The organism is uncultured Tateyamaria sp. (genome assembly GCF_947503465.1).
Taxonomy (GTDB): Bacteria; Pseudomonadota; Alphaproteobacteria; order Rhodobacterales; family Rhodobacteraceae; genus Tateyamaria.
The window spans coordinates 590,850-614,984 of record NZ_CANNDN010000002.1; the positions used below are offsets into that span (position 1 = coordinate 590,850).

Below are 24,135 nucleotides of genomic sequence, written 5' to 3' on the forward strand. Positions count from 1 at the left end.
ACGTCTCGCCAAGGTAGGAAAGTCATGTCCAACAGAACGCTCCCCCGTTTGCTTCAGACACCCGCCGTCATACTGCTGCTGATCTGGATGCTGATCCCTCTGAGCCTCACGCTTTACTTTTCGTTCATCCGCTACGTGCTGAACAACCTGCGTCGCCCCGAATGGACCACCCCGTCCTTCAGCAACTGGCGCGGGTTCGGCAATTACGAATTCGTCCTGAACTCCAAGGACTTCGTACTCGCCATCCAGAACAGTCTGCTGATTGTCTGCAGCATCCTGTTTCTGACCGTCATCCTCGGTGTCCTCATCGCCGTCCTGATCAACAAGGCCTTTCCGGGCCAGGGGATCGTCCGGGTCCTGCTGATCTCGCCCTTTTTCGTGATGCCCGCCGTGAACGCCGTGCTCTGGATCAACATGATCCTCGACCCCGTGTTGGGCCTGCAGGGCCTTGCCGTGAATGGCATCAATGACCTGATCGCATCGCTGCAGGGCGCGCCTGTCGTGGGCTGGTTCTTCTCGCTCTGGCCGGAACTGGAACCGATTTCCTTCCGCGCCACGCAAACATCGGCCTATGCGGTGATCATCATGGTCACATGGCAATGGACGCCCTTCGCGGTCCTGATCTTCATGACCTCCCTGCAATCCGAGGACCAGCAACAGAAAGAGGCCGCGATCCTTGATGGGGCCAGCGCATGGTCGCAATTCAGGTTCCTGACCCTGCCCCATCTGGGTCGCCCCATCGCCATCGTTGTGATGATCCAGGCGATCTTCCACCTGTCGCTCTATGCCGAGATCGAGATCGTGAGCCGCGGCAACGGCAACAAGAACCTGCCGTATCTGATCGGTGAATTTGCCAACAACAACATCGGCGCGGCCTCTGCCACCGGCATCTTCGCCGTCATCCTCGCCAACATCGTCGCCATCTTCCTGCTGCGGATGGTTGGCAAGACATTGATGGAGTAACGGACACATGGCTATCGTTGCACAATCCTCGAAATACGGGAAAACCGGCCGCACCATTCTGGCCTGGGCCGTGGGACTGCTGTTCTTTTTCCCGATCTTCTGGCTGGTCCTGACCAGTTTCAAGACAGACGCCGACGCGGTGAAACCGGAGTTCCTGTTCTTCTTCACACCGACGCTCGACAACTACCTGAACATGACCGAGAACTACGACTACTGGCGCTTTGCCACCAACTCGGTCATCACCTCGGTCTTCGCCACGGTGTTTGCCCTCGCCGTGGGTATCCCCTGCGCCTACGCCATGGCCTTCAACCCGTCCCGCGCGACCAAGGACGTGTTGATGTGGATGCTGTCCACCAAGATGCTGCCAGCGGCAGCCGTGCTTTACCCGATGACCTTCCTGACAAAAAGCCTGGGCCTTTTTGACACCCACTTCATGGTCATCGTGGTGCTGATGCTGATCAACCTGCCCATCGTGATCTGGATGCTCTTCACCTACTTCAAGGAGATCCCCAAGGAGATCATCGAAGCGGGCCAGATGGACGGCGTGAACACCTGGGGCGAAATCCGCGAGATTCTCATCCCGCTGGCCTGGGGCGGCATCGCCTCAACGGCGCTGCTGTGCTTCATCTTCTGCTGGAACGAGGCCTATTGGACGGTTCGCCTGACCACGACGGATGCGGCGACGTTGTCGAAACTGATCGAAGGCAACCGTGCCCCGGAAGGCCTGTTCTTTGGCCGCCTGTCGGCTGTCTCCGCCGCCGCCGTCGGCCCCATCATCGTGTTGGGCTGGTTCTGCCAGAAACAGCTGGTCCAGGGTCTCACCTTTGGCGCGGTCAAATAAATTCGGGAATTAGGAAAAGATCATGGGACGTATCGTACTCGAACAAGTCACCAAGAGTTTTGGCGAAACGCAGGTCATTCCTCCTTTGGACCTGACCATCGAAGATGGCGAGTTTGCCGTGTTTGTCGGCCCCTCCGGCTGTGGTAAATCCACGTTGCTGCGCGTGATTGCAGGGTTGGAAGACGCAACAAGCGGCAAGGTCATCATCGATAGCGAGGATGTAACCCAAGTCTCTCCATCCAAGCGTGGCCTTGCCATGGTGTTCCAGACCTACGCTTTGTATCCGCACATGACGGTGCGCAAGAACATCGCCTTCCCCATGCGGATGGCCGGAATGAGCGAGGACGAACAGAACACGCGCATAGAAGCGGCCGCCAACTCGCTGAACCTGACCGAATACCTGGATCGCAAACCGGGCCAATTGTCGGGCGGTCAGCGCCAGCGTGTCGCCATCGGTCGTGCGATTGTGCGCGACCCATCTGCCTTCCTGTTTGACGAACCGCTGTCCAACCTCGACGCGGCCCTGCGCGTCGGCATGCGTCTCGAGATCACAGAGATGCACGAACGCATGAAGACCACCATGATCTACGTGACGCACGATCAGGTCGAAGCGATGACCATGGCCAACAAGATCGTCGTTTTGCAAGCTGGCGTGATCGAGCAGGTCGGCAGCCCGCTGGAACTCTACCATCGCCCTTGCAACAAATTCGTCGCAGGCTTTATCGGCAGCCCCAAGATGAACCTGATCGAAGGGCGCGAGGCCGAAGCGCACGGGGCCCATACCATCGGCATCCGTCCCGAGCATATGGCGGTTTCGGCCACGGATGGCACCTGGACGGGCACGGTTGGGGTCGCCGAACACCTTGGCTCAGACACTTTCATCCATATTCATGGCATCCCGGGCTGTGATCCGGTGACGGTTCGCGCCGCCGGGGATGCGTCGTTCAAACATGGCGACACGGTCTATCTGACACCGAACGTGTCGCAACTTCACCGGTTTGACGCGCAGGGCCTGAGGATCGAGTGATGCAACTGGCTGGAAAAACAGCCCTTATAACCGGGGCCGCCCGGGGGATCGGGCGGGCCTTCGCTGCTGCATATATCCGCGAGGGCGCGCGCGTCGCGATTGCGGATATCGACAAGGCGCGGGCAGCACAAACGGCCCAGGACCTCGGCGATGCCGCTTGGTCCGTGAACATGGATGTCACGGATCAGTCCAGCATCGACCGCGCCGTGGAACACACCATCCGGCACCTTGGCCACATCGACATTCTGATCAACAACGCGGCCCTGTTTACCGCAGCCCCCATCGTCGAGATCGACCGCGACGACTTTGCCCGCGTGTTTGATGTCAATGTGTCCGGCCCGCTTTTCGTGATGCAGGCCGTCGCCCGCCACATGATCGCCCGGGGCAAAGGCGGCAAAATCATCAACATGGCCTCGCAGGCCGGGCGGCGCGGCGAACCGTTGGTGGCCGTTTACTGCGCCACCAAGGCCGCCGTGATCAGCCTGACCCAATCGGCGGGGCTGGACCTGATCCGGCACGGGATCAACGTCAACGCGATCTCGCCCGGGGTTGTCGATGGTGAACACTGGGATGGTGTCGACGCGTTCTTTGCCAAATACGAGAACAAGCAGCCGGGTCAGAAAAAAAAGGAAGTGGGCGATGCTGTCCCGTTTGGGCGCATGGGCACGCCCGAAGACCTCACCGGCATGGCTGTCTTTCTCGCAAGTGACGCGGCGAAGTACATCGTGGCGCAAACCTACAACGTGGATGGTGGACAATGGATGAGCTGATCTCCCTTTCGAACGCGACGCTTGATCGGTTGACAGTTGAGCGTCCGCGCTATGATCGCAGCGCCCTGACACCGGGCATCGTGCATATCGGTGTCGGCAATTTCCACCGTGCGCATCAGGCCTGGTATCTGCACCGTCTGATGCAGGCGGGTCACGCGCACGACTGGGCGATCATCGGCGCGGGTGTGCGCCCCTACGATGCAGCCATGCGGGAAAAGCTGCTGGCGCAGGACTGTCTCACAACGCTGATCGAACTTGACCCGAAAGACGTGTCCGCAGAAGTCATCGGCTCCATGATCGACTATCTGCCTATTGAAGAGGGCAATGGCGCGCTCATCGCGCAAATGGCCGATCCGGCAATTCGCATTGTTGCAATGACCGTGACGGAAAGCGGGTATTACGTTGATCCCGTCACCAAACGCTTCGACCGGGCCCATACGGATGTGCAACATGACGCCACCCACCCCGGCACCCCGATCACCGCCTTTGGCGCGATCGTGGCGGCCCTTGGGCTGCGCCGCGCACAAGGACATGGCCCGTTCACCTGCCTCAGCTGTGACAACCTCCAAGGCAATGGCGATATCTTGCGCCAGACGGTCGTGTCCCTTTCCCGTATGTCAGATCCCGATTTGGCGGACTGGATCGATGCCAAGGTTTCCTTCCCCAACTCGATGGTCGATTGCATCGCCCCCGCCACGGGACCGGGCGAACTGGCCCTTGCCGAAGGTTTCGGCATTGTGGACAAGGCCGTCGTCACCCACGAGGCCTTTCGCCAATGGGTGATGGAAGACACGTTCTGTGCGGGTCGGCCGGACTGGAATGAAATGGGCGCGACCTTTTCCAAGGATGTCCACGCATTTGAAACCATGAAGATCCGAATTCTGAATGCGGGCCATCAGGTTGTTGCAAATGTGGGTGAAATACTGGGCATCGAAACGATAGCCGGCTGTATGGCACATCCGGATGTTCGGGCATTCTTTGGCAGGGTCGAACGTACCGAGATCGCGCCCACGGTCGCGCCTGTGCCGGGTAAGACACCCGAAGAATACGTGGACCTGATCGAGGCGCGGTTTTCGAACCCTCGGATTGTCGACACCACACGCCGGGTGTCCTTTGACGGCTCTGCCCGCCACCCAGGCTTCGTTCTGCCCATCGTTCGCGATCAACTGGCAGCCGGTCGATCTGTAGAAGGGTTGGCGCTGGTCGAAGCCTTCTGGGCGCGCATGTGTGCGGGGACACGTGAAAACGGCACGGTCATCGAAGCCAACGATCCGCTTTGGACCGAATTGCGCCAAGCGGCAGACGCCGCAAGGGATCGCCCCGAAGCGTGGTTGGAACAAGACAAGATCTACGGTGACCTGGCACAATCCCGCCCCTTCTCCGAGGCGTTTTGCAGATGGTCTTCCGTAATCTGGGAACAAGGATGCGGGGCGGCGTTGACATCTTACGCCGCAATTGCCCGCCAAGGCGCCGACGCGTAACGCAATCCAGGTGAACCACGACTGGTCGCCATTCCCGTCGTTTCAGACAGGACGTCCTGTTCGGTGCGCAGGTGCAAGCGGTGCAACCGCATCAAGATCATGTTTGCAGGCTCAAAAAACCGGCGCCGGATCGTTGCGCACGACGTCAGCGGACCAGGGGCATTTCCCTCAGCACTCACGCCCGCGGCAACGGTCATCCATTGGGGACAAGGGCTGACCGATTTGTTCGCGCAAATTCATGCAGTCAGCCTGAATTGTCTTCCGCAGATGCCAGCCGGACGCAGCCTGTGCGCCACATTGACTGCCAACTTTTCAAGGGGAAAGTGGCGGACCGAGGAGGATTCGAACCCCCGACCCCTTGATTCGTAGTCAAGTACTCTATCCAGCTGAGCTATCGGTCCACTGGCGGGCGGTTTAGTCCTGCCCGCGACGGTTTGCAAGGGCTTATCTGGGCAAAAGCGCCACGGATCTCAAATGCCGTCGCCCTTGGGCAGCCGGATCGAGAACACCGTGCCTTTCGGCCCCGTGCGGTCCAGTTCAAGCGCGCCACCATGGCCGCGCACCAGTTCCTGGGCGATGGCCAGGCCCAGACCGGTGCCGCCCTTCGCCACACCGCCCTGGAACGGCTGGAACAGATGCTCTTGCGCCTTTGGCGGCAGGCCGGGGCCGGTATCCGCAATCTCGATCCACCAATTGTCGGCATCTTCATAGGCAGACACGTTGATCTCTCCGGGGTTGCCGGTGGCGATGATGGCCTGCCGCGCATTGCGCACCAGATTGGAAATCACCCGAAACAGCTGTTCGGGATCGGCACGCAGGGAAAACAACGGCGGGATGTTCTCGCTCAGCGACAGGTCGTTTTCGCCGATCGCAAGGCGTTCGCTTTCCAAAACATCCTCGACCAGATCATCCAGCGTAAAGATCATCAGCGTCGGGCTGGGTTCTTCCGCCTTGCCGAAGGCCAGCGTGCTTTCGCACAGATGCACGGCCCGGGTCATCGAGTTCACCAGCTTGGGGGCCATGCGCCGCACCAGCGGGTCTTCGGATGCCTCGATACGGTCGGTGAACAATTGGGCCGATGTCAGGATATTGCGCAAGTCATGGCTGATCTTGGACACCGCGCTTCCCAACTGCGCCAACCGATCCTTTTGGCGCAACGCCGAAATCAGTTCGGTCTGCAAGCTGCGCAGCGCCTCTTCGGCCTCGCGCAACTCGGTCACCCCCGCATTGGGCGTGATGATGCGGCGGGCATCCTCCGGGGCCGCGGCATAGCGCTGCATATGCCCCACCACGCCGCGGATCGGTTTGACCAGGATGGCGCGGACCGCAATGAACAAAAGCCCTGCCGTCACGATCGAAATCACGGCCGACAGCACCAGGATGCGAATGCCATAGTCGATCATCGCGGCGCGCAAGGGGGCCGTTTCCATTGTGACCTCGATCAGCAGCCCGGCTTCGCGCGTGGGCGCCCCGATCACCCGGATGACCTCGTTCTCAGGCTCGACGATCCGCATCAGCGCATCGCGGATCAGAACCGGTGCCGTGCCGTCCCGCAGGTCAAACGTGCCGTCGATGGGCTGCGGCATGGGTGAGGCCAGCATAAGCTGCCGCACCTCGTCCCGGCGCAGCACGACGTTGAAGACGCCCGCATTTTCCAAAAGCTCCGCTTCCAGCGCGCTGTCGATCATGTCGTCCGCCAGCAACGCGAGCGACGCGATCTGCGCCCGCTCCAACCGGTTCTGCAGATATTCCTCGCGGAACCGCGCAATCGACGGCACAAAGATCAGAATCTCGGCCAGCATCACGAAGATCGTGGTCAGGATCAGGAAACGGCCGGAGAGTGAGTTCATCATCGTGCTATGTGGTCAAGGAACAAGGCGTTGCACAAGCCCTACCACCCGTTTGACCAGATCACTTTCAAAAAGGCGCGGACTGAAATAGGCACCGGCGGCGCGTTTGTTGACCTCGCCGATGGTGGGATAGGGCGACACCATGGCGGCGACCTGGCTCATTTTCATGCTGTTGGCGATGACAAGGGACCACAGGTTGATCAACTCGCCCGCCTGATGACCGGCGATAGAGGCCCCGACGGGGCGGCCCTTGACCACCATGACCTTGATCAGGCCATCGGTCTTGCGTTCGGCAATGGCGCGATCGTTGTGGTTATAGTGGAAACGGACCACCTCCAGCTTGTCACCATGCTGCTCCCTCGCCTGCGCTTCGGTCAGGCCGACCTGGGCCAGTTCAGGATCGGTGTAGGTCGCCCACGGAATATGTGCCGTCTTGGCCTTGGACGGCAACGCAAACAGCAGCGACCGGATGATGACCCCGGCATGATACCCGGCCACATGCGTAAATTGCAGCCCGCCCGCGGCATCCCCCACGGCATAGACGCGGCGATTGGTGGTGCGCAGGCTGTCATCAACCTTTACCCCGGACCTGGTGGTTTCAATCCCGGCGGCATCAAGGTTCAGACTGTCGGTGTTGGACGTGCGCCCGACGGCCACCAACAGGTGCGAGCCGTCAAAGCTGCGCCCGTCCTTGGTATGGACCGTCACCGACGCGTCGCGGCCTTCGATGCGGTCGGCCTGCGCGTCTTCGGCAATCACGATCCCCTCGCGGCGCAGGTTGGTCAACACGACCTCGGCCATTTCCGGATCATCCTTGCCCAGCGCCTTGGCGCCCTCGATCACGGTCACCTGTGACCCCAGACGTCGGTGCGCCTGCGCCATTTCCATCCCGATGGGACCGCCGCCGATGATCAACAGGTGATCGGGGCGCACGCGCAGGTCCCACAAGGTTTCGTTGGTCAGATATGGCACCGTCTCGATCCCGTCGATGGGCGGCACCAGCGGGCTCGACCCGGTCGCAATGACGATGCGGCGCGCTGCAATGACCGTGTCACCGGCCTGCACTTCCGTGTCCGAGATGAACCGCCCGAATTCCCGGATGACATGCACACCCAAACCTTCGAACCGTTCCTGACTGTCGACCGGTTCGATCTGCGCAATCACCTGGTTCACATGATCCTTGGCCGCGGCATAATCGACCTGCGGGGCCGCATTGGCCACGCCATATTCGGCACTGTGGGTCTGACCATAGGCTGCCTTGCCGCTTGCAATCAGCGCCTTGGACGGCACACAGCCATAGTTCAGGCAATCGCCGCCCATCTTGTGCCCTTCCAGAAGGACCACCTTGGCCCCCATCTGAACGGCACCGGCGGCCACGGACAGGCCACCGGACCCGGCCCCGATGACCAGGATGTCGGTCTTGATACGTTTCATCGAATTTACAGACCTTTCTTGCCCGTCACGGCCTTGACCACCACCGGCAGCAGGGACAGTGCCGCCAGACCAAGGATAGGAAGAAGTATGTGCGGTTCAAAGATGATCCCGAGATCAGGCGTTTCGCCGCGGGCAAATACCTCGCCCAGACCGGCACCGACCGAGTTGAAGACGACAGAGCCGGGGATGATGCCGAAGAAGGTCGAAATGACATAGCGGTGCAGCGGCACCTGCATGAAGGCCGGGATCAGGTTGGCGACAAAGAAGGGAACCGCCGGGACCAACCGGATGACAAACAGCATCGACCACTGGTTTTCGTCGATGCCGTCCTTGATCTTCTTGATGGTCCCCTTGGACGCTTCCATTTTCTGGCCCAGCGTCTCGCCAAAGCCATGGCGCGCCGCAAGAAAGATGATCGTGGCCCCGATGGTCGCGGCAGTCACCGCGAACAATGACCCGAACACCGTTCCAAACAGAAAGCCGCCTGTCAGCGTGGCAATGCTGGCGCCCGGCAGGGAAAACCCCACGATCAGGACATATACAGCAACGAAAACCAGGGCTGTCAGCAGGTAATTGGCATCCCGAAAATCGATCAGCGCTTCGCGGTTGTCCGCCAGCGTCTGAAAGCTGAGATAGTCGCGCAAGGTAAAGGCACCGATGGCGGCAATGATCAGGATCCCGATCAACGGAAGGTTCCGCATCAGGGTCGATTTGCGTGGGTCGCTCGTATCGGTCATGGCCTATCCTTCGGGGCGTTCGTCAAAATGCGCCGGATGTTGCGCTGTGTGTGACCTGAAAATGCGCGTCCCGCACCCTCCAAAACAGGTTTATCACGGGCGGTTGAACGGAAGTGCCCATTTCCGTGAGGTTTATTTGGCTTCCCGCAACACATTGAAACATAGCGGCGCGGATGTGGCCCGTTTTGTTGCAAACCGCGCCGATTTCGGTGTCCAGAGGGTTTACTTGCCCCGGTCTGCGCATTAGAGGACGGGCTTCGAATACTGCCCTATCCCGAATCCGCGGGTATGTGGGCCAACAGATCCGGAGCCAATGCGATGAAACGCACCTACCAACCTTCGAACCTCGTGCGCAAACGCCGTCACGGTTTCCGTGCCCGCATGGCAACCAAGGCTGGCCGCAAGATCCTCAACGCCCGCCGCGCCCGCGGTCGGAAGTCGCTGAGCGCCTAAGCGTCCCTGACACGGGAAGACCTATGACCCCGCCGACGGCCTCTTCGCCCAGCACACCCGCTGGCGGGGATATGCCGCCGGCGGGATCGTTGCGTTTGGAGACCCTCAAGACCCGCGCGGATTTCCTGCGCGCCGCGCGGGCCAGGCGGGTTGTGATGCCGGGGTTTATCCTGCAGGCGCGCAAACGCGACGATGATGGGCCGATCCGCGTCGGTTTCACCTGTTCCAAGAAAGTCGGCAATGCGGTCGCGCGCAACCGGGCCAAACGGCGCCTGCGCGAGGTTGCGCGCCACGTGCTTGGCCAGCGGGGGCGTGCGGCCACCGATTACGTGCTGGTGGGCCGCGCCGATATCACCGCCTCCCGCCCGTTTTCGGACCTGATCGCGGATTGCAACGCCGCGCTGGATCAGTTGCCGTGACCCCGTTTGCCTTCATCGTCTCCCTGCCCGTGCGCGCATACCGGCTGCTGTTTTCGCCGTGGGTCGGCTTCAATTGCCGGTATCAGCCCACGTGCAGCGCCTATGCGATGGACGCCTTGGAAAAGTACGGCGCACTCAAGGGAAGCTGGTTGGCCGCGCGCCGCATTGCGCGGTGTCACCCCTGGGGCGGTGACGGGTACGACCCGGTGCCCAACCGCGACGACCCCTGACGGAAAAGGCCGCTCTGCCTGCCTGTGGGGCGGCGTGAACAGTCAAGGCCCCGCCGCGCCAAGCACTGGGGCGCAAGCCCACACTGCCATGCGACCCCGCGCGTCACGCAGGCAATCGCCTGAATGGTGATGTCCGGTGCCTAGTCCAGTTTTTCGAACGTGATGATCACGTCACCGATATCGACGCCTGCCCGTTTCATGTAGGCCCGGTTCAACAGGCGGTCGTCGCTCAGCAGCCACATCCAGTCGTCAAAGGTCACGCGCAGCGTGCCATCGGGCACCGGCAAGTCGATCTTGTACTGCCAGTTGAACGTGTCGCCCGTCTCTTGTCCCGTCGCCGTGCCGATCACGCCGGGGGCCGTGCCGGCCCAGCTGTCGGGTCCCGTTTTCGTCAGGGTCCAGATCCGCTGTTCGGTGCTGTCATCTTCATAGACGAAATCCTCGACCAGGGTCAGGGTCTCCCCATCCCACGTGCCCTCGATCTCGACGGTGAACCGCCGCCGGACCATGCCGAACACATCCTGGAACTGCCCATAGGCAATCAATTCGCCGTCAAAGAACTCTTCGAGGTTCAGCTTCCGGTCAGACAGGGCCGCGTCATCCAGATCGGGTTTGCCCGTGCACGCCGCCAACATCGCAAACGCCAAACCCATGACACACCAACGCATATTCACACCCTTTTCCTGCTGGAAAGGATACGGCGCGCTGCCCGGATTGGTTCACGCAAGGCCCGGCGCCGATCAGGGGCGCGCGCGGATCATCTGCTTGGGGGGCGGATGTCCCGGCAACCGTGTCGACACATGCGCGGCCGATCCCCCCATCAGCGTCTGGCACAGGTCCTTGAAAAAGAACGCGTCCTCGAACCACCAGGTATGGGAATGCTGGGCGCTGTTGCGCTGCTTGACCTCGGCAAACCTGTGCTGCCCCTCGACATCGAACGTATCACCCGCCCCCGCCTGCGGCAGCCCGGCCTGCCCCAACCGCTTTTGCATGCCATTTACAAAGGCACCCGGCACTTTCAGCACCTTGTCCGTGCCGCTGCAAAAGTTGGTAAACCGGTTACAGGCCCCGGTCACGGCCGTCCAATCGGTGGAATGGGGCGCAAAGTCCCTGGCATCGACATCGGCCGACACGAAACAGACCTGGTCAAAGGACAGCCCCGCCGCCCGCGTCTTGAGCGCTTCGGTCGTCAGCAACGCGCCCATCGAATGGGCAACGATGTGGATCTTCGCGGCGGGCACCGCCTGCACAACAGGGGCAACCACGTCCGACATCAGGAACGGCGCCACCCCAAGGGCCAGCGTGCGGTCCGCAGAATACTGCCATTTGCTTGCGAAATTCGGCCAGTCAAAGGCAATGACCACACCCTTGAACCCGTTCCGCCGCACGTGATGCTTCATCCGGTAATGCCGCGCCAGCATCGTCTTTTGCGGCGTGTTGAACCCATGCACATAGATGGCCATACCATGGGCGGCACCCGCATCCTTGACATGCGACAGCCACGTGGCCTGACCGATATCCGTGACCAGGTCCGTACTGTTGGACTCTGTGTGGCGGCTCACGGCCAGGTAATGGGTCTGTGCGCTTGTCCTGCGCTTGTCGCGGCGCTTGTGTCCAAGTTTTCGACGGGAGGCGATCAGCAACATCTATTCCGGGGTCCTTGCAATGGGGGGTATCGAAACAATGAATGGAATGATGTCGTCGTCGCCGCGGCATCGCAAAGGATTATTGCGCTTTGCGCGCTGAACCCGCAAAAGCAACGGCGATGCAGGAGACGACATGCTAGACAACGGCGACGATATCCACCCGCTCTTTTCCGGCGCGCCCGCGACGACCGAATTCAAAAAGCTGCGCAAACGCATCGTCCGCTACACCCGTGAGGCGATCGAGCAATACGGCATGATCGAACCGGGCGGCAAATGGCTGGTGTGCCTGTCGGGGGGCAAGGACAGCTACACGCTGCTGGCGGTTCTGTACGAACTGAAATGGCGCGGCCTGCTGCCGGTCGACTTGCTGGCCTGCAACCTGGATCAGGGCCAACCCGGGTTTCCCGCGACCGTGCTGCCCGAATTTCTGGAACGGATGCAGGTGCCGCACCGGATCGAATATCAGGACACCTATTCCATCGTCATGGACAAGGTGCCCGAGGGGCGGACGTTCTGTGCGCTCTGCTCGCGGCTCCGGCGTGGCAATCTCTACCGCATCGCGCGCGAGGAAGGTTGCACGGCGGTTGTCCTGGGCCATCACCGCGATGATATCCTGGAAACCTTCTTCATGAACCTCTTTCACGGCGGGCGGCTCGCGACCATGCCGCCCAAGCTGGTGAACGAGGAAGGGGACCTGTTTGTCTATCGCCCCCTTGCACATGTGGCCGAGGCGGATTGCGAGAAGTTCGCGCGGGCCATGACCTATCCCATCATTCCGTGCGACCTGTGCGGCAGCCAGGACGGATTGCAGCGCCAGCAGGTCAAGCAGATCCTCGATGGATGGGAAGCCAACAGCCCCGGCCGGCGGCAGGTGATGTTCCGCGCGCTGATGAATGCGCGGCCCTCGCACCTCCTGGACCCCAAACTGTTCGACTTTGCCGGGCTGATCCGCAGGTCCGAACAATTTGAAGAAAAAAACGAGAACATTCCGGATTTGCGTTAAGCGCGCGCTCACCTCGATTTCCTACTGCTTTGATCAGCCTGTGGTTGCGACAGGGCAGGACGGAAAAAGGGGTCAATGATGGAATTCCGCGCGCCGGATATGATGAAACGTCTGCGACAGGGCGCTGCCACGGCCCTGAGCGGGCCGCAAATGCTGGCGTTTCTGCCCGCGCTCATGCTTGCCGCATATTGGCTGGGCGGGGAAATGGCCCTGACGGCGATGGCCCTGGCGCTGCCCATCGCGTGGTTTGTCTTTGGCGGGGTCGAGGATCTGTTGCGCAAGGGCAGCGCGCGGGCCATTGTCCCCGGCCTGGTGTCCCGGGACACCTTCGCCGAAAAGGTCGAAACGATGCGTCAGGATGCGCCGCCTGCGGACCGGCACAGCGCGATCTTCTCGATCGAGGTTGATGACCATACCAGCCTGGCCGACCGTTTCGAACGGGCCGCAATTGACCGTATTCTCAAGGCCGTCGCCGACCGGCTGGTTGCCACCATGCGTGATACCGACACGCTCAGCCGTACAGGGGACTACCGGTTTTCGATGTGCCTGGGGGCTGTGCAACACCTCGATCTCGAAAGCTGTATCCAGCTGTGCGGGCGTTACCAGCAAGCGATCGAGGAACCCATCGCGATTGACGGCGCCACGGTCTATGTCTCGGTCAGTATCGGGTTTTGCCTGCTCAACCGCGCGCCGGGCGCGTCCGGGCAGGATTGGATCGACGGATCGCTTGCCGCCCTGACCGAAGCGCAGCGGCGCGGCCCCTCTTCGGTGCGCGCCTATTCGACCGAATTGCACTCTCGCCTCAAGAACCGCGCCCATCTGCGGGACGAGGTGGCCGCGGCACTGGAACAGGGACATATCCAGCCCTGGTTCCAACCCCAGATTTCCACTGACACGGGCAAGGTCGCAGGGTTCGAGGCGCTGGCGCGGTGGATTCACCCCGACAAGGGCGCCATTTCCCCGGCCGAATTCCTGCCGGCCATCGAAGATGCCGGGCTGCTGGAACGTCTGGCGGAAATCATGATCTACCACAGCTTCACCGCGCTCAAGGCGTGGGATTCCGCCGGGCTGCACGTGCCGCATGTGGGTGTCAACTTCTCCGGGTCGGAACTGAACAATCCCAAGCTGGTAGACAAGGTGCGTTGGGAACTGGACCGGTTCGACCTCACCCCCGACCGCCTCGCCGTCGAGATTCTGGAAACCGTCGTGACGGACACGACCGATGATACCATCACGCGCAACATCAACGCGCTGACCAAGCTGGGGTGCCGGGTTGATCTGGATGATTTCGGGACGGGCCACGCGTCGATTGCCTCGATCCGCCGCTTCGGCGTGGGCCGGATCAAGATTGACCGCTCCTTCGTGATGAAGGCGGACCGCGATCCCGAACAGCAACGCATGATCAGCGCCGTGCTGACCATGGCAGAACGGATGGGCATCGAAACCCTGGCCGAAGGTGTTGAAACCGTGGGGGAACATGCCCTGCTGGCACAGCTGGGCTGTGACTATGTTCAGGGTTTTGGCATCGCGCGGCCCATGCCTTTCGAAAAGACCCTGGACTGGGTCCGTGCGCACGAGGCCAAGTTGCAAGCGGCCCCCTCCCTGCCGGTGCGGCGCATGAACTAGGCCGGCGTGCCGCTGCACAGCTTGGGGCAGCCATCCGACCCTGATTTTGACCATGGCACATCCACGGCCCATTGCGACGGGCCAGGTCGCCGCAATTCGCCCGAATCCGCTTGACCTTTGGGCCTGCACTCTGTTGAACCCGTGAAACGTTTCAGACAGCAGGTGGCAGTCCCCGATGGACGATCAGAACAAGAACCTCATTCTTGCAACGGCGCTCAGTTTCCTTGTCATTCTCGTGTGGTTCGTCCTGTTTCCACCGCCGGAACCCGAGGTGCCGCTGGACGCACCGGCGTCGCAGACGGCGCAAACCGAAGACGCGGGCGCCGTGCCGTCCGTTGCGGGTGCCGCCGATCCGGCGCAACCGGCTGCGGATGCGGCCTCGGACACTGCCGACGCGCCCCGCATCGCCATTGAAACACCCCGTATTTCCGGCTCGATCTCGCTTTTGGGCGGGCGCATCGATGATCTGCGGCTGAAGGACTATCGCACCAGCCTGGAACCCGGCGCGGACATCGTGACCATGATGGCGCCCGTGGGATCGCCGGACGCCTATTATGCTGTCTACGGCTGGGCCCCGGGCAGCGGTCTGGAGGCGGACGCCGTGCCCGGTCCAAACACGCTGTGGCAACAGACGGACGGTGACACCCTGTCCGTGGGCTCTCCCATCACGCTCAGCTGGGACAATGGCGCGGGCCTGGTGTTCGAACGGATGATCAGCATCGATGACCAGTACATGTTCGACATCACCCAGTCGGTGACCAATGCATCCGGTGCCGCCGTGCGCGCCGCGCCCTATGGCATGCTGACCCGCCATGGCGAACCGTCGGACCTCAAGAACTTCTTCATCTTGCACGAAGGCGCCGTGGCCATGGCCGACGGTGAATTGGCGGAAACCGATTGGGATGAAATCCCCGACGCCGATGTTGACGCGGCGTGGGGACGCCCGGCCATCGTGACCCAGGGCGTGACCCAGGGGTGGGTCGGCTTCACCGACCATTACTGGCAGTCGATCCTGATCCCCACGGGTGTGCAAAGCTTTGATCAGGCGCTGACCTACGCGCCGCGCAGCGATGTCTACCGCGCCGTCACGCGCCTGCCCACGCAGGACGTGGCCGACGGCGCGACCGTCGCCATCCAGACGCAGCTTTTTGCCGGCGCCAAGGAATGGGAAACCATCCGCGACTACCAATCCGCCGGTGTCGACGGCTTCATCGACAGCATCGACTGGGGCTGGTTCTTTTTCCTGACCAAGCCGATCTTTTGGCTGCTGCACGAACTTAACGTCCTGATCGGCAACATGGGCTGGGCCATCATCGGCCTCACGCTCATCATCAAGGCCGTCCTCGTGCCGCTGGCCTACAAGTCCTACGTCTCCATGGCCAAGATGAAGGAACTCCAGCCCCAGATGGAGGAGCTGAAGGAACGCGCAGGCGACGACAAGCAGAAGCTGCAGCAGGGCATGATGGAGCTGTACAAGAAGGAAAAGGTGAACCCCGCCGCGGGCTGTTTGCCGATCCTTCTGCAAATCCCCATCTTCTTCTCGCTCTACAAGGTGATCTTCGTCACGATTGAATTGCGCCACGCCCCCTTCTTCGGGCCCTTCCAGGACCTCAGCGCGCCGGACCCCACCTCGATCATCAACCTCTTCGGCCTGCTGCCCAACGCAGCGCCCGATCCCACCAGCATCATGGCGCTGATCTTCATCGGCATCCTGCCGATCCTGCTGGGTATCTCGATGTGGCTGCAGCAAAAGCTGAACCCGGCGCCCACCGATCCCACGCAGCAGATGATCTTTGCGTGGATGCCTTGGGTCTTCATGTTCATGCTGGGCAGTTTCGCCAGTGGCCTTGTCGTCTACTGGATCGCCAACAACGTGATCACGTTCACACAGCAATACCTGATCATGCGCAGCCAGGGCTACAAACCCGACCTTCTGGGCAACATCACCAGCGGCTTCAAAAAGAAGGCGGCCGAGGAACCCAAGAAGTGACGGGCACCCTCGCCCATATCTGGCGGCACCCGATCAAGGGGATCGGATCCGAAGCCTGCGACCAGGCGGACCTGACCCCGGACCATGCGGTTGTGGGCGACCGCACCTGGGCGCTCCTGAATGCCGAGGCGGACGACACCGATGATTGGCAACCCCGCCGCAACTTCCTGCAGGTCGCGTCGGGCCCGGCGCTAGCCGCTGTGGGCGCGGTCAGCACGGACAACGGCGTGCTGCTCACACATCCGGACCGTGACCCGCTTGATTTCAAACCGGACACCGCCCCCGAAACCCTGGGCGCATGGATCGGTGATCTGTGGCCAACGGGCCGCCCGGGCCCCGCACGGCTGGTCAAGGCGCCGCCCCAGGGCATGACGGACGTGCCCTACGCCTCGGTCTCGATCGGCAACCTGTCCTCTCTGCGCGCGCTCAGCCAGCGGGCCGGCATGCATGTCGACATGCGGCGGTTCCGGATCAACCTCTGGCTGGACGGGCTGGCCCCGTTCGAGGAAATCGACCTGCTGGCCGGTGACATCACCATCGGCGGCGTGACACTGGCGCCGGTCGAACCCATCGAACGCTGCCGCGCGCCCGACGCCAACCCGCAAAACGGACACCGCGATATCGGCATGTTGCGCACCCTCGAAGATGGCTGGAACACGCGCGATTTCGGGGTCTATTTCAAGGTCAAATCCGGCGGCACCGTCGCTGTGGGGGATCGGTTGACATGACAGCCGCGCTGCCCTTTCCCGTGGCCGAAACACCTGACCCGCAGACCGCCGAACAGGGCCGCCTCCTGTTCGCGGGCGAAACCGAATTCGTCAAAGGCGTGGTCGCTATGTCCGGTCTGCCCCCCGCCGACCGGATGGAGGTCTGCTTTGCCGGACGCTCGAATGTCGGAAAATCGTCGCTGATCAACGCGCTCACCGGGCGCAAGGGGCTGGCGCGGGCGTCCAATACGCCGGGTCGCACGCAGGAGATCAACTATTTCACCGCTGGCGACGACCACTACCTTGTCGACCTGCCCGGCTATGGCTACGCCAATGCGCCCCTGCCCGTGGTCGAAAAATGGCAACGGCTGCTCAAACACTACCTGTCGGGGCGTCAAACCCTGCGCCGCGCCTTTGTGCTGATCGATGCCCGGCACGGGATCAAGTCGGTGGACGAGGATATTCTCAAGCTCCTCGACACCTCTGCGGTGACATTCCAATGCGTGCTGACCAAGGCGGACAAGGTGAAGGCCAAGGATCGCGATGCGGTGCTGGCCCAGGTCCGACAGGCGCTGTCCAAACACCCTGCCGCCTTTCCCGAGATCGTGCTGACCAGCAGTGAAAAGGGCGACGGCATCGAAACGCTCCGCGCCATCATCGCCACGCTTGAATAGCGCCCGCGAATTTTCGAAAATTCGCCCGCCCGTTTCAAAGGCCCCAACAGATGAAGACCCAAGACATGAACCGCGACTGGATCGCCACCGCCCGCACCCTCAGCCAGGCACTGCCCTACATGCAGCGCTATACCGGTGCGACCGTCGTCATCAAGCTGGGCGGCCACGCCATGGGCTCGGACGCGGCGATGGAAAGCTTTGCCAACGATGTCGTCCTGATGCGCCAGGTCGGCGTGAACCCGGTGATCGTGCATGGCGGCGGGCCCATGATCAACGACATGCTGAAGCGGCTGGATATCCAGTCCGATTTCGTCAACGGCAAGCGCGTGACCGACGCCGCGACCATGGAAGTGGTCGAAATGGTGCTGTCGGGGGTTGTGAACAAGCGCATCGTGCAAGCGATCAACCGCGCAGGTGGCAAGGCGGTCGGCCTGTCGGGCAAGGACGCGAACCTGATCACCTGTGACCAGACGGATGCGGCCCTGGGCCTGGTGGGCACGCCCGCGCAAATGGACCCGACCATCCTGTCCACGCTCTTTGATCGCGCGATGATCCCGGTGATTGCCCCGCTGGGGTCGGGCGCAAACGGCGAAACCTTCAACATCAATGGCGACACGGCCGCCGGTGCCATCGCAGGCGCGCTCAAGGCCGACCGGCTCTTGTTGCTGACGGATGTGTCCGGCGTCAAGAACGCGGATGGCGAGGTTGTCACCGAACTCACCGCCGATCAGATCCGCGACCTGACCGCCGACGGCATCATCGCGGGCGGCATGATCCCCAAGACCGAAACCGCGCTCGACGCCATTGCCAGCGGCGTCCGCGCGGTCGTGATCCTGGATGGTCGCGCACCAAACGCCTGTCTTCTCGAACTTTTCACCGATCACGGCGCGGGGTCCATCATCCGCCCCCGCTGACACAAACGTGTCTGCGCGCCGCATTGCGCCGGGGGCGCAGCGCGGTAGATATGGGGCATGGAAAACGAAACGCTCATCCGCTTTGGTGTCTTTCTCGGCCTGTTTTCGCTTTTTGCATTGGTCGAAGCCGTGGTGCCGCGCCGTGTCCGCACCCAGACCCGGTCGCGCCGGTGGGTCACGAATTGGGGTATCACGCTGGCCAATACGGTCATTATCCGTCTCATGGCCTTTGCGCTGCCCGTTCTGGCCGTCGGTGCGGCCATCGACGCGTCCAATCAGGGATGGGGCCTGTTCAATGCGCTTGCGCTGCCCACCTGGATCGAGGTGATCGCCGCCGTCGTCATCCTGGATTTCATCATCTGGGCGCAGCACCTGATCACGCACAAGGTGCCGATCCTCTGGCGCCTGCACCGGGTCCATCACGCCGATGTGGACATGGACGTGACCACCGCCATCCGCTTTCACCCGATCGAGATTGGCCTGTCCATGTTGATCAAGATCGGTGCCGTCTATCTGCTCGGCCCCGCCGCGCTGGCCGTGATCCTGTTCGAGATCATCCTGAACGGCACCGCCATGTTCAATCACGCCAACATCCGCCTGCCGCTCTGGCTGGACGCCACCCTACGGCGGGTGCTGGTCACGCCCGACATGCACCGCGTGCACCATTCGGTGCATCGGCACGAACATGACAGCAACTACGGTTTTTCCCTGTCGATCTGGGACCGGATGTTCGGCACCTACATTGCCCAGCCCGAGGCGGGACATGACGACATGGCCGTCGGCCTTGAATGGCAGGATGACCGCCCGGCCAAGCTGGGCTGGTCGCTGGCCCTGCCTTTTGCCCGGAAATGACACTGGATGACATCGCCGCCTGCGTTGCACCCCATGGCCTGATGGTCATGGGTCACAGCGCAAACCGCGTGCTTATCGGGACCGACGCCCACTGGTGGGACGTATTCACCCAAAGCCCGGAATACCTGAACAAGGTCACCGATCCCGTCGATACGTGGTCCAAGCGCATTCTGGGCGGCATCGCCCGGGCGACGGGCGCTACGGCGCATTTTCCGTCCGACGGCCCACCCTACGCCCCCTTCATCGCCTGGGCGCTTGACACCGGGCGGTTCTGGCCAAGCCCAACGGGCATGATGGTGCATGATCGGGCGGGACTGATGATCTCCATACGCAGTGCCCTTGAATTCACCGAAGAATTTGAACCTGTCCCCGCGGGGACACATCCTTGCACCACGTGCCATGCCAGACCCTGCGTCTCGGCCTGCCCCGTTGGCGCGCTTTCGGCCGACGCCCCTTATGACGTGCCGGCGTGCAAGGCGTATCTGGATACGCCCGCGGGTCAGTCGTGCATGACCGGCGGCTGTCTCGCGCGCCGCGCCTGCCCGGTCAGTCAGGCCTTTGCACGTCCAGCGGCGCAGTCGGCCTTTCACATGAAGGCCTTCGTCGGATGACCTGCACCCTGATCCTCATGCGGCACGCCAAGTCCAGTTGGGACAATCCCGACCTTGCCGATCACGACCGCCCGTTGAACACGCGCGGCATCGCGTCCGCGGTGGCGATGGGGGATTGGCTGCGCGCGCAAGGACACCACCCCGATGCAGCCGTCAGTTCGTCAAGCGCGCGGACGGGCCAGACCTTTGTGAAACTGGGCTTTGACATCCCCATCACCTTCACCCGCGCGCTGTACCATGCGGGGCCGGAAATGATGATGGAGGTGTTGCAGGAGCAGACAGCGCCCACCGTCCTGATGCTGGGCCACAATCCGGGCAGTGCGGATTTTGCGGATCGCCTGGTGACACGGGCCCCGCCGCATCCGCGCTTTGCCGACTATCCGACCTGTGCCACGGCGGTCATCCGGTTTGAGGCGGCGGGCTGGAACGACATCGGCTGGCGCGCGGGCCAGCCGATTGATTTCGCGATCCCGCGCGAGTTGATGTAGGGTGCGCATTCACTGCGCACCTTTCGTCAATGCCCCAGGATCTGGCTCAGGAACAGTTGTGTCCGTGGGCTTTGCGGGTTGTTGAAGAACTCTTCGGGTTCGTTCTGTTCCACGATCTGACCTTCGTCCATAAAGATCACGCGGTTCGCCACCTGACGGGCAAAGCCCATCTCGTGCGTGACGCACAGCATGGTCATGCCTTCCTCGGCCAATTCAACCATGGTGTCCAGAACCTCCTTGATCATCTCGGGGTCCAGTGCCGATGTGGGTTCGTCAAACAGCATGATGCGCGGCCGCATGCACAGGCTGCGGGCAATCGCCACACGCTGCTGCTGACCACCCGACAACTGGCCCGGATACTTGTCGGCCTGATCGGGGATCTTCACCTTTTCCAGGAAGTGCATCGCGATCTCTTCGGCTTCCTTCTTGGGCGTCTTGCGCACCCAGATCGGGGCCAGCGTGCAGTTTTCCAGGATCGACAGGTGCGGGAACAGGTTGAAGTGCTGAAAGCACATGCCGACCTCGGACCGGATCTTGTCGATGTTCTTGACGTCCGACGACAACAGCGTGCCGTCCACCGTGATCGAGCCCTGCTGGTGCTCTTCCAGCGCGTTGATGCACCGGATCAGCGTGGATTTGCCCGAGCCCGACGGTCCGGCAATCACGATCCGTTCGCCCTGGTACACGGTCAGGTCGATGTCACGCAGCACGTGAAAGGACCCGTACCACTTGTTCATCTTGTCGATGGAAATCGCGACCTCGGTCGAGACGTTGGCATCCACGTGTTTGATGTCGCCCGTGTCGGGCGCTGAAAGTGTTGTGTCAGTCATATCATCCACTCCTTAGCGGTGATCGGTCGCAAGCTGGCGTTCCAGCCACTGCGAGTATTGAGAGATGCCGTAGCAGACGACGAAGAACAGCAGCGCTGCAAAGCCCAGCAGTTCCCAGTACACCCCGTTCCATTCGGTCGAGGCGAGGATGGGACCCCGGATCATGCCCACAAGGTCGAACATCGAAATGACCGACACCAGCGTCGTGTCCTTGAACAGACCCACCGCCACGTTCACGATCCCCGGGATCGAGATCTTGAGCGCTTGCGGCAGGATGATCAGGCGCATCGCTTGCGGGTAATCCAGGCCCAGACTGTCCGCCGCCTCGTATTGTCCCCGTGGCAGGGCGGCAAGGCCGCCCCGGATCACCTCGGCGATATAGGCGGCCGAGAACATTGTGATCATGATCACCACGCGCAGGAACAGGTCGGTCGTCGTGCCGGGCGGAAAGAAATAGGCCAGCATCACCGACGCCACGAACAGCAGGGTGATCAGCGGCACGCCCCGGATGAATTCGATGAAGATCACGCAGATCCACTTGATCAGCGGCATGTCTGACTGACGGCCCAGTGCCAGCGCGATGCCCAGCGGCACCGACAGCGACACACAGGCCACGCCCAGCATCATGTTGAGCATGAAGCCCCCCAGATCGCGGGACGGCACCGCCTGAAGCATGGCACCGTCGTTCGCGTTGTCGGGGATCAGCATTCCACCGATGATCCAGACCACAAGCGCCGCCGCGATCCCGCCAAAGAAACCGGCGGCAAAGCTGCCCGCAACAAAGCGCTGGTAGACGATGTAGCCAAACACAACCCCGGCAAGCGCCAGGATCGGTGTCAGGATGGTGCCGCCCCAGATCAGGTAATAGGCCAGGAACGGAAAGATCGCCGTGAACAGCAACAGCTTGCGCGGCAGCTTGTAAAACAGCACCGGCGCGGCGGCTGCAAAGAACAGCACGAAGGCCAGCGCGGGGCGCCAATATTCATCCGGCGGATATTTGAACCCGAACAACAACTGGTTCCAGCGTTCCGTCAGGACCGAAAAGCAGCCCCCCGACTCGCCGTCCAGAACCTCACGACATTCCGCCAGGCTGGACGTGTTCCAGACCCCGGCGAAGATCCATGGCAACGTGTTGCTGAGGATCACGTAGATCACATAAAGCGCGACGACGGTCAGGACCGAGTAGAAGGGCGTGGAAAACAGGTTGTCCCTGGCCCATTTGACCGGGCCGGTGGCCGAGGAAGGCGGCGGCGAAGGTGGCACCGTTTCGGTGCGCACGAAGGCAGCAGAAGTATCCGACATCTCAGCGCTCCTTCAACTTAACGGACGTGTTGTAGACGTTCATGACGGCCGAGATGGCCAGGGAGATCGTCAGGTAGAACAACATCAGCAGCAGCACGCATTCGATGGCCCGGCCCGTCTGGTTCAGGGTGATCCCGCCCAGCGTAGCCGTGATGTCGGCATACCCCACGGCGATCGCCAGCGACGAGTTCTTGGTGATGTTGAGATATTGCGAGATGAGCGGCGGGATAATGACCCGCAGCGCCTGCGGCAACACCACAAGGTTCATGATCCGTCCCGGACGCAGGCCCAGCGCACCCGCTGCTTCGGACTGGCCCTTGGAAATGGCCTGAATCCCTGCGCGGACGTTCTCCGCGATGAAGGCGCCTGTATAGATCGACAGGGCGAACCACAGCGCGATCAGCGGTCCACCGACCTTGATCCCGCCGGAAAAGTTAAAGCCCTTCAGCTCGGGGTAGTCGAGCCCGATGGGCATGCCCATGACGAAGTAGACCAGCAGCGTCGGCACAAAGAGGATGACCAGGCTGGGCCAGCCCATCGGCAGCAGGCGTCCGGTGTCATACAGCAGCTTGGTCGCGTATCGCCGGTAGGCAAAGACGCCGATCACCGACAGGACGAACGTCGCCACAACCACGAGCGAACCCGCGCCCCAGACCGGTGCAGGGATGTAGACCCCCCGGTTGGTAAAGGCGATGGCATCGAGCACCATGCTGGCCGCGGGATCGTCCCCGCGGAAGGCCCGAGGCCCCGGCAGCACCGCAATCATGATGGTGAAAATGATGATGATCCAGATCAGGACCGGAATGTTGCGGAAAATCTCCACGTAGAAGGACATCAGCTTGGACACGAGCCAGTTGTTGGATAGGCGCAGGACCCCGGCGATCACGCCAAAGACTGTGGCCGTCACACAGGCCAGAAAGGCCACAAGCAGCGTGTTCAGGATGCCCACCAGCGCGGCACGCGCGTTGGACGACTGGCTGGTGTATTCAATCAATGTCTGGTTGATGTCGTAGCCCGCGGGCGTCCCGAGGAACTGATACGAAATGTTCAGTCCGGCAGCGGCCAGGTTGCTGAACAGGTTGCTCATCAGGAAGGCGGCGGACGCGATCAGAACGATCAGGGCAATGAATTGAAACGTATATGATCTGTACCGCGTGTCGTTCAAAAGCATCGACAGGCGGAACGACTCCTGAGGAGGGTCGGTCAACGTGGTCATGGAGATGGTCCCCGTGGTTCCGGCCTTTGGTTTTACGCGGCAGTGCGCGGGGCCGGGTTTTCAGTTGTTGG

25 protein-coding genes and 1 tRNA gene are annotated in these 24,135 nt (G+C 61.8%); 17 read left to right on the plus strand and 9 right to left on the minus strand.

Going from position 1 to position 24,135, the window contains the following annotated elements; all coding sequences use genetic code 11:
* Window positions 1-24 precede the first annotated feature (24 nt).
* From Q0844_RS15485 to Q0844_RS15505, 5 genes are read left to right on the plus strand one after another with little or no spacing between them, the layout of a single operon-like run.
* Window positions 25-963 carry a sugar ABC transporter permease gene (locus tag Q0844_RS15485; protein ID WP_299046591.1) on the plus strand — a complete coding sequence of 313 codons (939 nt, stop codon included), beginning with the start codon at window positions 25-27 and terminating at the stop codon, window positions 961-963.
* A 7-nt stretch (window positions 964-970) separates the two neighbouring features.
* Window positions 971-1,804: a carbohydrate ABC transporter permease gene (locus tag Q0844_RS15490; protein ID WP_299046592.1), complete on the plus strand. Its 834-nt coding sequence runs from the start codon at window positions 971-973 to the stop codon at window positions 1,802-1,804.
* Window positions 1,805-1,826: 22 nt separating this feature from the next.
* Complete coding sequence (locus tag Q0844_RS15495) at window positions 1,827-2,831, plus strand: ABC transporter ATP-binding protein (protein WP_299046594.1); 1,005 nt, start codon at window positions 1,827-1,829, stop codon at window positions 2,829-2,831.
* Window positions 2,828-3,601: an L-iditol 2-dehydrogenase gene (locus Q0844_RS15500; RefSeq protein WP_299046595.1), complete on the plus strand. Its 774-nt coding sequence runs from the start codon at window positions 2,828-2,830 to the stop codon at window positions 3,599-3,601. The genes Q0844_RS15495 and Q0844_RS15500 overlap by 4 nt, the downstream gene beginning before the upstream one ends.
* Window positions 3,589-5,082 (plus strand): mannitol dehydrogenase family protein, encoded by a 1,494-nt coding sequence (locus tag Q0844_RS15505; protein WP_299046598.1) that lies wholly within the window; start codon window positions 3,589-3,591, stop codon window positions 5,080-5,082. The genes Q0844_RS15500 and Q0844_RS15505 overlap by 13 nt, the downstream gene beginning before the upstream one ends.
* 324 nt (window positions 5,083-5,406) lie before the next feature.
* On the opposite strand, the gene Q0844_RS15510 is transcribed toward Q0844_RS15505, so the two are convergent.
* The 4 genes from Q0844_RS15510 to Q0844_RS15525 form a co-directional block, all read right to left on the minus strand.
* Window positions 5,407-5,483: transfer RNA gene (locus tag Q0844_RS15510), tRNA-Arg, on the minus strand.
* Between the two features lie 69 nt (window positions 5,484-5,552).
* On the minus strand, window positions 5,553-6,935 hold the full coding sequence (locus tag Q0844_RS15515) for a HAMP domain-containing sensor histidine kinase (RefSeq protein WP_299046601.1): 1,383 nt from the start codon (window positions 6,933-6,935) through the stop codon (window positions 5,553-5,555).
* 12 nt (window positions 6,936-6,947) lie between these two features.
* Window positions 6,948-8,366, minus strand: a complete 1,419-nt coding sequence (locus Q0844_RS15520; protein WP_299046603.1) for an FAD-dependent oxidoreductase — start codon at window positions 8,364-8,366, stop codon at window positions 6,948-6,950.
* A 5-nt stretch (window positions 8,367-8,371) separates the two neighbouring features.
* Complete coding sequence (locus Q0844_RS15525; protein ID WP_299046605.1) at window positions 8,372-9,103, minus strand: TVP38/TMEM64 family protein; 732 nt, start codon at window positions 9,101-9,103, stop codon at window positions 8,372-8,374.
* Between the two features lie 318 nt (window positions 9,104-9,421).
* Between Q0844_RS15525 and rpmH the strand changes: the two genes are divergently transcribed.
* From rpmH to yidD, 3 genes are all read left to right on the plus strand, one after another.
* Window positions 9,422-9,556, plus strand: a complete 135-nt coding sequence (gene rpmH / locus Q0844_RS15530; RefSeq protein WP_005980833.1) for a 50S ribosomal protein L34 — start codon at window positions 9,422-9,424, stop codon at window positions 9,554-9,556.
* A 71-nt stretch (window positions 9,557-9,627) separates the two neighbouring features.
* Window positions 9,628-9,975, plus strand: a complete 348-nt coding sequence (gene rnpA / locus Q0844_RS15535) for a ribonuclease P protein component (RefSeq protein ID WP_299046800.1) — start codon at window positions 9,628-9,630, stop codon at window positions 9,973-9,975.
* On the plus strand, window positions 9,972-10,205 hold the full coding sequence (gene yidD / locus Q0844_RS15540; protein ID WP_299046607.1) for a membrane protein insertion efficiency factor YidD: 234 nt from the start codon (window positions 9,972-9,974) through the stop codon (window positions 10,203-10,205). Before rnpA ends, yidD begins: the two co-directional genes overlap by 4 nt.
* Window positions 10,206-10,345: 140 nt before the next feature.
* Here the strand turns inward: yidD and Q0844_RS15545 are convergent, their stop codons facing one another.
* Window positions 10,346-10,873, minus strand: coding sequence for a DUF3833 domain-containing protein (locus tag Q0844_RS15545; RefSeq protein ID WP_299046608.1), 528 nt, complete (start codon window positions 10,871-10,873; stop codon window positions 10,346-10,348).
* 72 nt (window positions 10,874-10,945) lie between these two features.
* Complete coding sequence (locus Q0844_RS15550; RefSeq protein WP_299046610.1) at window positions 10,946-11,851, minus strand: alpha/beta fold hydrolase; 906 nt, start codon at window positions 11,849-11,851, stop codon at window positions 10,946-10,948.
* A 133-nt stretch (window positions 11,852-11,984) separates the two neighbouring features.
* Between Q0844_RS15550 and ttcA the strand changes: the two genes are divergently transcribed.
* The 9 genes from ttcA to Q0844_RS15595 all read left to right on the plus strand — a co-directional run bounded on the left by ttcA (window position 11,985) and on the right by Q0844_RS15595 (window position 20,716).
* Window positions 11,985-12,854, plus strand: coding sequence for a tRNA 2-thiocytidine(32) synthetase TtcA (gene ttcA / locus Q0844_RS15555; RefSeq protein ID WP_299046612.1), 870 nt, complete (start codon window positions 11,985-11,987; stop codon window positions 12,852-12,854).
* A 78-nt stretch (window positions 12,855-12,932) separates the two neighbouring features.
* Complete coding sequence (locus tag Q0844_RS15560; RefSeq protein WP_299046803.1) at window positions 12,933-14,480, plus strand: bifunctional diguanylate cyclase/phosphodiesterase; 1,548 nt, start codon at window positions 12,933-12,935, stop codon at window positions 14,478-14,480.
* 175 nt (window positions 14,481-14,655) lie between these two features.
* Window positions 14,656-16,470, plus strand: a complete 1,815-nt coding sequence (gene yidC, locus Q0844_RS15565; protein ID WP_299046614.1) for a membrane protein insertase YidC — start codon at window positions 14,656-14,658, stop codon at window positions 16,468-16,470.
* The gene (locus Q0844_RS15570) at window positions 16,467-17,198 is read left to right on the plus strand and encodes an MOSC N-terminal beta barrel domain-containing protein (protein ID WP_299046616.1); all 732 of its coding nucleotides are present in this window, start codon (window positions 16,467-16,469) and stop codon (window positions 17,196-17,198) included. The genes yidC and Q0844_RS15570 overlap by 4 nt, the downstream gene beginning before the upstream one ends.
* Entirely contained in the window at window positions 17,195-17,851 is a 657-nt protein-coding gene (yihA, locus tag Q0844_RS15575; protein WP_299046619.1) for a ribosome biogenesis GTP-binding protein YihA/YsxC, read from the plus strand. The genes Q0844_RS15570 and yihA overlap by 4 nt, the downstream gene beginning before the upstream one ends.
* A 50-nt stretch (window positions 17,852-17,901) precedes the next feature.
* A complete protein-coding gene (gene argB / locus Q0844_RS15580) occupies window positions 17,902-18,765 on the plus strand; it encodes an acetylglutamate kinase (protein WP_299046622.1) in 864 nt (287 codons plus the stop codon).
* Window positions 18,766-18,822: 57 nt separating this feature from the next.
* Window positions 18,823-19,617 (plus strand): sterol desaturase family protein, encoded by a 795-nt coding sequence (locus Q0844_RS15585; protein ID WP_299046625.1) that lies wholly within the window; start codon window positions 18,823-18,825, stop codon window positions 19,615-19,617.
* Window positions 19,614-20,228, plus strand: a complete 615-nt coding sequence (locus Q0844_RS15590) for a ferredoxin (RefSeq protein WP_299046628.1) — start codon at window positions 19,614-19,616, stop codon at window positions 20,226-20,228. The genes Q0844_RS15585 and Q0844_RS15590 overlap by 4 nt, the downstream gene beginning before the upstream one ends.
* The gene (locus Q0844_RS15595) at window positions 20,225-20,716 is read left to right on the plus strand and encodes a histidine phosphatase family protein (RefSeq protein ID WP_299046631.1); all 492 of its coding nucleotides are present in this window, start codon (window positions 20,225-20,227) and stop codon (window positions 20,714-20,716) included. Before Q0844_RS15590 ends, Q0844_RS15595 begins: the two co-directional genes overlap by 4 nt.
* Window positions 20,717-20,742: 26 nt before the next feature.
* Here the strand turns inward: Q0844_RS15595 and Q0844_RS15600 are convergent, their stop codons facing one another.
* From Q0844_RS15600 to Q0844_RS15610, 3 genes are read right to left on the minus strand one after another with little or no spacing between them, the layout of a single operon-like run.
* The gene (locus tag Q0844_RS15600) at window positions 20,743-21,546 is read right to left on the minus strand and encodes an amino acid ABC transporter ATP-binding protein (protein ID WP_299046633.1); all 804 of its coding nucleotides are present in this window, start codon (window positions 21,544-21,546) and stop codon (window positions 20,743-20,745) included.
* 12 nt (window positions 21,547-21,558) lie between these two features.
* Window positions 21,559-22,848: an amino acid ABC transporter permease gene (locus Q0844_RS15605; protein WP_299046635.1), complete on the minus strand. Its 1,290-nt coding sequence runs from the start codon at window positions 22,846-22,848 to the stop codon at window positions 21,559-21,561.
* A gap of 1 nt (window position 22,849) precedes the next feature.
* A complete protein-coding gene (locus tag Q0844_RS15610) occupies window positions 22,850-24,064 on the minus strand; it encodes an ABC transporter permease subunit (protein WP_299046638.1) in 1,215 nt (404 codons plus the stop codon).
* Window positions 24,065-24,135: the final 71 nt, after the last annotated feature.